This window comes from Sodalis-like endosymbiont of Proechinophthirus fluctus (genome assembly GCF_001602625.1).
Classification (GTDB): domain Bacteria; phylum Pseudomonadota; class Gammaproteobacteria; order Enterobacterales; family Enterobacteriaceae.
Genome location: NZ_LECR01000001.1, coordinates 17,428 through 24,969 on the forward strand (window position 1 = coordinate 17,428; position 7,542 = coordinate 24,969).

Sequence of the window (7,542 nt, forward strand, 5' to 3'; positions counted from 1 at the left end):
ACAGTCCATTATCCACTCTATGGTACGCTATACCGACGGCAGCGTACTGGCGCAATTGGGGTCGCCGGACATGCGTACGCCGATCGCACACGCCATGGCTTATCCCGAGCGGGTGCCGTCCGGCGTCGCTCCGCTAGATTTTTTTCGCCTCGGCACGCTGAGCTTCGAGCAGCCGGATGCCTCCCGTTATCCCTGCCTGCAGCTGGCAGTCGAAGCTAGCCAGTGCGGCCAGGCAGCGACCACCACGCTTAATGCTGCCAATGAAATCGCGGTGGCGGCGTTTTTGCGTGGCGATATCCGTTTTACCGGTATTGCCGCCGTCAACCGGCGGGTGCTGGAACAGAGCAACTTACCTGAACCGGACAGCGTGGAAGCGGTGCTGACCATTGATTGTAAGGCGCGGGAAATGGCTCTCCAAAGCGTCAGGTATTACGGGCAGTGACACGACGAGGCGCCGCGACGGCTGATTTGTTCGATGACCGGCAAAATGATATAGTCTGCGCCACTCATTCCGTCGATGAATGCCAGCCGGGTAAAAAATAGTACAGGCCGCGTGCGCCCACCACGGATTTTTTTCACGTTCGTAGCCCTTCGTTCCGGTAAGACGGTGGTATTCTTAGTGAGGAAATACTTAAGCGTGATGTCGTCCGAAAATCAGCAAAAGCCAAAAGTGCCGCCTCCCTCCTCACCACGCCATGTGGCTATTATTATGGATGGCAACGGCCGCTGGGCGAAAAGCCGGGGGAAATTACGTATCTTTGGTCACCAAGCCGGTGTCAAGTCGGTCCGTCGCGCGGTAAGCTTTGCCGTCAGCCATCATTTCGATGCGTTGACGCTGTATGCGTTCAGCAGCGAAAATTGGAATCGCCCCAGTCAGGAAGTTTCTGCGCTAATGGAGCTATTCGTACGGGCTCTGGACAGCGAATTGAAAGGCCTGCACAAGCATAACGTCCGGTTGCGTATTATCGGCGACACTTCACGCTTTGGTATGAGGTTGCAGGAGCGCATCCTCCGCTCCGAGGCGCTGACCTGTAATAATGACGGGTTGACCCTGAATATTGCTGCAAATTATGGTGGACGTTGGGATATCATTCAAGGGGTACGGCAACTTGCCGCTCGGGTGCAAGAGGGAATTCTACGTCCCGACCAGATAGATGAGGACGCTTTATGCCAAGTAGTCTGCATGAACGAGCTGGCCCCGGTAGATCTGGTGATCCGCACCGGAGGGGAACATCGCATCAGCAATTTCTTACTATGGCAGATAGCATATGCAGAGCTGTTTTTTACCGACGTGTTATGGCCGGATTTTGACGATGCTGTTTTTGAAGGTGCGCTGAATGCTTTTGCTCAACGCGAACGGCGCTTCGGTGGAACTACACCTAATGATGCTAATGCATCCTAGGGGGGATTTTGCTGAAGTATCGCCTGATTACTGCTTTTGTCCTGATACCCGCTGTTATCGCCGCACTGTTTTTGTTGCCGCCGGTTGGATTCGCCCTAGTTACCCTAGGGGTTTGTATGCTTAGCACTTGGGAATGGGGGCAGCTTGCGGGGCTGGCCTCCCGCAGTCAGCGCATCTGGCTTGCTATACTCTTCGGCCTGCTTCTGGCGCTGATGATGCTCACCGTACCGTCCTACCGGCCGTTCGTAACCGTCTGGCAGGCACAATATCCCTTATGGGCTGCCCTGGTTTGGTGGCTGGTGGCGCTGTTGCTAGTATTGTGCTATCCCCGCTCCGCCACGCTTTGGCACGAATCCCGGCTACTGCGGCTGGCGTTCGGTATTCTGACTATTTTGCCCTTTTTCTGGGGCATGCTTGCACTGCGTCAGCACTATTATGATACTAACCACTTTATAGGTGCCTGGTGGCTACTGTATGTCATGGTGTTAGTCTGGGGCACGGATTCCGGCGCCTACATGTTCGGACGCGCGCTGGGCCGTCATAAGCTAGCGCCGAAGGTCTCTCCCGGTAAAACCTGGGAAGGGCTGGTGGGCGGTCTGATCACTTCTGCGGTGATAGCCTTTCTATTCGGCAGATATGCGCCCCTTGACGCCGCACCGCTTACGCTGCTGATTTGCTCGATTGTCGCGGCGCTAGCGTCGGTGCTGGGTGATTTAACCGAAAGTATGTTCAAACGGGAAGCCGGTATCAAGGACAGCGGCCATTTAATCCCCGGCCATGGCGGCATTTTAGATCGTATAGACAGTTTAACCGCCGCAGTGCCGGTGTTCTCCTGTCTAATGCTGCTGGTCTTTAACGCTATCTGAAATCGGGACTAGGAGCGCTTATGCTGAACTTTTTCTGGAGTCTTGCCGCGTTCATTGTCGCACTGGGTGTGTTGATCTCGGTACATGAGTTCGGCCATTTTTGGGTTGCCCGCCTCTGCGGCGTGATGGTGGAACGTTTTTCCATCGGCTTCGGGCATGCGCTGTGGAGTTGGTGTGATAAACGCGACACGGAATATGTTATTGCTACTATTCCCCTGGGCGGCTACGTCAAAATGCTAGACGAGCGGGTAGACACTGTCCCACCCGAGCATCGTCACGAAGCGTTCAACCATAAGACTGTCTGGCAGCGCGCCGCAATTATCGCTGCCGGGCCGGCGTTCAATTTCCTGTTCGCCATTTTTGCCTATTGGCTGGTGTTTCTGATAGGTGTGCCGAGCTACCGGCCGGTTATTGGCGAAGTAGCCCCCGATTCTATCGCAGCGCAGGCCGAAATTTCTCCCGGTATGGAACTTAAGTCGGTTGACGGTATCGAAACGCCTGACTGGGATTCAGTGCGCTTACAGCTTATCGATAAGATTGGCGACGGCGAAACTACCATTGGCGTTGCGCCGTTCGGCGCTACGCAGGGCGAGCGGAAAACACTGGATTTGCGCGGTTGGCAATTCGAGCCGAACAAGCAAGATGCCATTGTTGCACTGGGCATTATTCCCCTCGGTCCTCACATTGAGCCAGTGCTTGCCGAAGTTCAACAGGGGTCTGCAGCGATGAAAGCTGGTTTGCAAGCCGGTGATAGGATCGTTAAAGTTGATGGTCAGCCAGTCGCCGCATGGCAGCTGTTTGTGACCCAGGTACGAGATAACCCCGGTCGGCCGATGCGGGTAGGCATTGAACGGCAGGGCAGCTCCCTGGATATCACCCTGCAGCCCGACAGCAAGCCGGTAGGTAAAGGGGAAGTAGAAGGTTTCGCGGGCGTCGTTCCGAAGATCATCCCGCTGCTGGAGGAATACAAAACTGTGAGGCAGTACAGTCCGCTCCTGGCCCTGGCCCAGGCCAGCAAAAAAACTTGGCAGCTGATGCGACTTACGGTCAGTATTTTAGGTAAATTGGTAACCGGAGATGTTAAGCTAGACAATCTGAGTGGGCCTATTTCTATCGCTCAGGGCGCAGGAATGTCAGCGGAATACGGCTTGATTTATTACCTTATGTTTCTGGCACTGATAAGCGTCAATTTAGGGATTATCAATCTGTTCCCGTTACCGGTATTAGATGGTGGCCACTTGCTCTTCTTGGCTATAGAAAAGCTCAAGGGAAGGCCGGTGTCCGAACGAGTGCAGGACTTTAGTTACCGTATCGGCTCGATTTTGCTGGTGCTGCTAATGGGTTTTGCCCTTTTCAATGATTTCTCCAGGCTATCATAGCCTGAGATTATATTAGGAAGAACGCATAACCACGATTAGGAAGAACGCATAACCACGATGGCGATGAAAAAGTTGCTCATAGCGTCGCTGCTTCTTAGTAGCGCCTCCGTATACGGTGCAGACAGGTTCATAGTGAAAGATATTCATTTCGAAGGACTGCAACGGGTTGCCATCGGTACGGCATTACTCAGTATCCCGATCCGTGTCGGCGACACGGCGACCGATGAAGATATCGGCAATACTATCCGCGCACTTTTCGCTACCGGAAACTTTGAGGATATCCAGGTGCTGCGTGACGGAGATTCACTAGTCATACAGGTCAAGGAGCGCCCGATCATTGCTAGCATTACCTTATCTGGTAACAAAGCTGTAAAGGAGGAGATGCTCAAGCAAACCCTAGATGCCCAAGGCGTCCGGGTCGGAGAGGCCCTTGACCGCACCGCTATTTCCAATATAGAAAAAGGGCTCGAGGACTTTTACTACAGCGCCGGCAAATACAGCGCTACGGTGAGGTCTGTGGTCACGCCGCTGCCGCGCAACCGCGTTGATTTGAAGCTGGTATTTACCGAAGGTATCTCGGCCAAGATTCAGCAAATCAATATCGTCGGCAACCATGCTTTCACCACCGATAAGCTGATTTCACGCTTCCAGCTGCACGATGAAGTGCCATGGTGGAACGTGGTGGGTGATCGCAAATACCAAAAACAAAAGATGGCCGGGGATCTTGAAACCCTGCGCAGCTTTTATCTCGATCGCGGTTATGCCCGCTTCAATATCGATTCAACGCAGGTCAGCCTGACGCCAGACAAAAAGGGCATTTATATCACCCTGAACATCACTGAAGGCGCGCAATACAAGCTGTCCGGCATTGTGGTCAATGGCAACATGGCAGGCTACTCCAACGAAATCGAGCAGTTGGCCAAAGTGCAGCCGGGCGAACTGTACAACGGCGCCAAGGTTACCAAGATGGAGAAAGACATAAAGCAATTGCTGGGTCGTTACGGCTATGCCTATCCGCGCGTGGTGACGCAGCAGGAAATCAACGACGTGGACAAAACAGTCAAGCTGCACGTCAGTATTGACGCGGGAAAACGGTTCTACGCGCGCCACGTACGCTTTGAAGGCAACAATATCACCAAGGACTCCGTGCTGCGCCGTGAAATGCGTCAGATGGAAGGCACCTGGCTGAGCAGTAATCTGGTCGATCAGGGTAAAGAGCGTCTCAATCGTCTGGGCTACTTTGAAACCGTGGATACCGAAACCCGGCGTGTACCCGGTTTGCCGGACCAGGTAGACGTAGTCTACAAGGTGAAGGAGCGCAGCACCGGCAGCATCAACGTCGGCTTTGGCTTCGGGACCGAGAGCGGCGTCAGCTTCAAGTTCGGTATCCAGCAGGATAACTGGCTAGGGACCGGTAACTCTGTCGGCTTTAGCGGCACTATGAACGACTACCAGACCTATACCGAACTGTCGATGACCGATCCCTACTTTACGGTAGATGGCGTCAGCCTGGGCGGCAAGATCTTCTATAATGATTTTAACGCTGATGACGCGGATCTGTCGGACTACGACCTACGCAGCTACGGCATGGGTACTACGCTGGGTCTCCCTATTAGCGAAAACCATTCGCTAAGTTTCGGCCTGGACTACGTGCATGACGATCTGACTAATATGGAGCCTCAGATCACAATGTGGCGCTATCTGAACAGTGTCGGTATTAATCCCAAGGTGGTCACTACGGATAAAGCGGACAGCGACGCCGATTTCAGCGCCGATGATTTCTTCTTCTCGATAGGCTGGAGTTACAATAATCTGGACCGCGGTTATTTCCCCACTGCCGGTTCTCGCGCCAGCCTAACCGGTAAGGTGACAGTGCCCGGTTCTGATAACGAATATTACAAAATAACCTTCGACGCCAGCTACTACATCCCTCTTAGCGAAAGCGGCAACTGGGTACTGATGGGCCGGGCGCGCGCCGGCTACGCCGACGGTCTGGGCGGCAAGGACGTGCCTTTCTACGACAACTTCTATGCCGGCGGTTCCAATACCGTACGCGGTTTCCGTTCCAATACTATTGGTCCGAAGGCGGCGTATTATAAGTGCAATAGCGGCAATACCCGTTATAGCGATTGTCCGGTGGACAAATCCAGCGACGCCGTAGGCGGCAACGCGATAGCCATCGCCAGCGCCGATCTTATCGTGCCGACGCCGTTCTTGAGCGAAAAATATGCCAAATCAGTGCGCACCTCGCTGTTTGTCGATAGCGGCACCGTTTGGGACACCGACTGGCAAAATACCAGCGCGACCCGTGCTACCGGTATTCCGAACTACAGAGATCCGGGTAATATTCGTATTTCCAGCGGTATCGCACTGCAGTGGATTTCGCCGCTGGGGCCGCTAGTATTCTCTTATGCTCAGCCAGTCAAGAAATATGACGCCGACAAGTTAGAGCAGTTCCAGTTTAATATTGGTAAAACGTGGTAGTATCACACAGGGTGATGTGCACGCAAGGAGTAGGGCGACAGAGGCGTTGACGTAGGTCAAAATGTTGTGTGAAAAGCAGGGTTACACTGTCGCCTAGCTTTACAATGAAGCAAAACACAATGAGCGGTTAAGGAGTTTATAGTGAAAAAGTGGTTATATGCCGCAGGCCTGGGTTTAGCACTCGCTACCTCCACCGTAGCGCAAGCTGCCGATAAAATTGCTGTGGTTAATGTCTCCAGCATTTTCCAACAGTCGCCGCAACGCGCCGTGGTAGCTAAACAGCTAGAAAATGAATTCAAGGGCCGCGCCACCGAGCTTCAGTTTATGGAACGTGATCTAAAGACTAAGATGCAACATCTGCAGCGTGACGGCTCCACCATGAAAGCCACCGAGCGTAGCTCTTTGGAGAAATCAGTGATGGCGCAGCGCGAAACCTTCTCCACTAAAGCGCAGGCTTTCGAGCAGGACAACCGTCGTCGCCAGACGGAAGAAAGTAACAAAATTCTAAGCCGTATTCAGGACGCGGTGAAGAGCGTTGCTACCAAGGAAGGCTATGATGTCGTTATAGATACTAACGCCGTCGCTTATGCCAGCAACGCCAAAGACATTACCGCTGACGTTCTGAAACAGGTCAAATAAATCATGTTTTCAATTCGACTGGCTGATTTAGCACAGCAGTTGGATGCACAATTGCACGGCGATGGCGAGATAGTCATCACCGGCATTGCATCCATGAGCAGCGCGCAAGTGGGCCAGATTACGTTTCTCTCGGACAGCAGATTTCGTGAAAAACTCTCTTCCTGTCAGGCGTCGGCGGTGGTGGTCACCGAAGACAGTCTGCCTTTTTGCACCGGCGCAGCGCTGGTGGTTAGTAATCCTTACCTAACTTACGCCCTTATGGCGCAGCTAATGGACACCACGCCGAAGCCTGCCAAGGATATCGGCGCGGGTGTGGTCATTGCTCCTGACGCGATCTTGGGACAGCGGGTAGCGGTGGGCGCTAACGCTGTGGTGGAATCCGGCGTGGTGCTGGGGGATGACGTGATAATCGGCCCTGGCTGTTTTGTCGGCAAGAATACCCGCATTGGCGCTGGCACGCGCTTATGGGCCAATGTCACCGTCTATCACGACATTGTCATCGGCGAGCATTGCTTGATCCAATCCGGCACCGTCATTGGTGCCGATGGTTTCGGTTATGCCAATGATCGCGGTAATTGGATCAAAATTCCGCAGCTGGGCCGTGTCATCATCGGTGATCGAGTTGAAATCGGCGCTTGCACCACCATTGATCGCGGCGCGCTAGACGATACTACCATCGGCAACGGCGTGATTATCGATAATCAGTGCCAGATTTCACACAACGTGATTATTGGTGACAATACCGCGGTCGCAGGTGGCGTTATTATGGCGG

Annotated in this window: 6 protein-coding genes and 1 pseudogene; all 7 read left to right on the forward strand. The window is 53.5% G+C overall.

Features of this window, described 5'->3' with window-relative positions:
- Window positions 1-442, forward strand: a pseudogene (locus BG74_RS15205) (1-deoxy-D-xylulose-5-phosphate reductoisomerase); the annotation flags it as partial.
- Window positions 443-640: 198 nt separating this feature from the next.
- Window positions 641-1,402 carry a (2E,6E)-farnesyl-diphosphate-specific ditrans,polycis-undecaprenyl-diphosphate synthase gene (gene ispU, locus BG74_RS00095; protein ID WP_066595535.1) on the forward strand — a complete coding sequence of 254 codons (762 nt, stop codon included), beginning with the start codon at window positions 641-643 and terminating at the stop codon, window positions 1,400-1,402.
- A gap of 8 nt (window positions 1,403-1,410) precedes the next feature.
- Window positions 1,411-2,268 (forward strand): phosphatidate cytidylyltransferase, encoded by an 858-nt coding sequence (gene cdsA / locus BG74_RS00100; RefSeq protein ID WP_066595538.1) that lies wholly within the window; start codon window positions 1,411-1,413, stop codon window positions 2,266-2,268.
- A gap of 20 nt (window positions 2,269-2,288) precedes the next feature.
- Window positions 2,289-3,647 carry a sigma E protease regulator RseP gene (gene rseP / locus BG74_RS00105; protein ID WP_066595540.1) on the forward strand — a complete coding sequence of 453 codons (1,359 nt, stop codon included), beginning with the start codon at window positions 2,289-2,291 and terminating at the stop codon, window positions 3,645-3,647.
- 57 nt (window positions 3,648-3,704) lie between these two features.
- Entirely contained in the window at window positions 3,705-6,131 is a 2,427-nt protein-coding gene (gene bamA / locus BG74_RS00110) for an outer membrane protein assembly factor BamA (protein WP_066595542.1), read from the forward strand.
- 141 nt (window positions 6,132-6,272) lie between these two features.
- A complete protein-coding gene (gene skp / locus BG74_RS00115; RefSeq protein WP_066595544.1) occupies window positions 6,273-6,770 on the forward strand; it encodes a molecular chaperone Skp in 498 nt (165 codons plus the stop codon).
- A gap of 3 nt (window positions 6,771-6,773) precedes the next feature.
- On the forward strand, window positions 6,774-7,542 hold a 769-nt coding region (lpxD, locus tag BG74_RS00120; protein ID WP_244267026.1), incomplete at its 3' end, for a UDP-3-O-(3-hydroxymyristoyl)glucosamine N-acyltransferase.